The sequence below is a fragment of the Polaromonas sp. P1_G2 genome, from assembly GCF_056405515.1.
The window spans coordinates 1-1,433 of record NZ_JBFUBY010000494.1; the positions used below are offsets into that span (position 1 = coordinate 1).

The following is a 1,433-nucleotide window of genomic DNA, read 5'->3' on the forward strand; positions in this document are numbered from 1 at the left end:
GGATACTCTGGCAACATGGATTTCACGAACTACTTTAATAGTTGTTTGGTTGATTACCACTTTGTGCCAGTCCGGAAAGGTGAGTACCCTTTTTGGAAGGGWCAATTTTGGGCCGAACCGGATATTCAACATGCAGCCCAATGGATGCACCGTCTCCATCAGGATCGGCAACTATGCCAATCTATTGGGGGRCGCGCGGCGGAAAGCATTCGCGCGACGCACAGTGCGCATGCGGCAGGTATGCGTATGCGGGACAGACTTAATAAAATCAGCGCGGAAAAAATCTGAGCCGAATTCAAGAGAGTGTGATCTGAGAAATTTTCTCACTCTTGCCGGGAAGCTTTGAACGGCGATTTAAAAGTCAAAGGCTATTGCTCTTATCTGATAGCAGGCAATCCATGTTTGAACAGCATTTTTAACTTCCAGGGCAGCCAGTGGAATGGACGGAGAAAAGACGCAGTGCTACTGTTCCTCTTTTCCTGAATTTCATACCTTAAAGTCAGCAGCTTTTTTCGCACTCGCCACAACGCAGCTGGTATCGGGGCATATATTTCCCGCCACGGTCTGGGACTGCGTTTCAGCGCGGTCAGCACAACGCCTTCAATGCAAAGACTGCTTAGGTGCAAAGGCAATACGACAACTAACAGCCAAAAAGGGTAGCAAAGAATCATCACGAACGTCTTGTTCCGTTCTGATAACGCCCGTCGTCGGTAGTTTGTGACCAAGCGTCCCGCCATGGCCTTGCCCCCACCAAAACTCGCTCCGACTCGGTGTCCATAGCCCGACTGTCCGAGCGCGCGGACAGGATAGCCCGCCAGTCGCGCCCGGCAACAAAGATATAGGTCTTCACCAATACTGCCGAACCACTCCGGAAATCCGCCGAGTTCCTGCCATAGGGCCCTCGGAATCCACAGGCAGGCGCCCATCACCATCCCAACCTCACTTCGATCCGGGTTTCGGTTTGGAATCGGATTGAGAAAAGGGTCCAGGAAACTACCGATGTCCAGCAGTTCTCCGCTGTCAAGTTCATACTGGGCCAGACTGAGAATTGCGGGTCGATCAAGGCGAGTCGCCTCCGCGAGCAAGGTCAGCAAGGCATCCGGATAAAGCACGGCGTCGTTGTTGAGCAATAGCAGGTACTCGCCGCTGGCCTCGGCTGCCATGCGATTGTTGGCGACGCAAAAGCCAACGTTTCTCTCGCTGACAATCAGCCTCGCCTCCGGGTAGTGGTCTCTGATATAGGCTACTGAGCCGTCGGTGGATGCATCGTCATGAATCAGAATTTCGACCACGAACCGGCCTTTCTGCTCCATCACTGAACGCAGGCAGCCATCAATCATTTCCATGCCGTTGTAGTTGGCGATGCAGATCGAACAGATGGGCGTATCCATTTTCGGCCTCAATCCATTTTTTCAGTGGCCATTGCCCTAGCC

General features: G+C 52.8%; 1 protein-coding gene and 1 pseudogene. One reads left to right on the forward strand and one right to left on the reverse strand.

Annotated features, from left to right (window positions below; all coding sequences use genetic code 11):
- Positions 1-288, forward strand: a pseudogene (locus AC1D0P_RS25590) (group 1 glycosyl transferase); the annotation flags it as partial.
- A gap of 89 nt (positions 289-377) precedes the next feature.
- On the opposite strand, the gene AC1D0P_RS25595 reads toward AC1D0P_RS25590, so the two are convergent.
- Entirely contained in the window at positions 378-1,391 is a 1,014-nt protein-coding gene (locus AC1D0P_RS25595) for a glycosyltransferase family 2 protein (RefSeq protein ID WP_477679299.1), read from the reverse strand.
- Between the last annotated feature and the right edge of the window lie 42 nt (positions 1,392-1,433).

Coding starts and splice junctions, on each gene's coding strand:
- AC1D0P_RS25595 (WP_477679299.1), bottom strand. CDS start 1,391: ATGGATACGCCCATCTGTTCGATCTGCATCGCCAACTACAACGGCATG.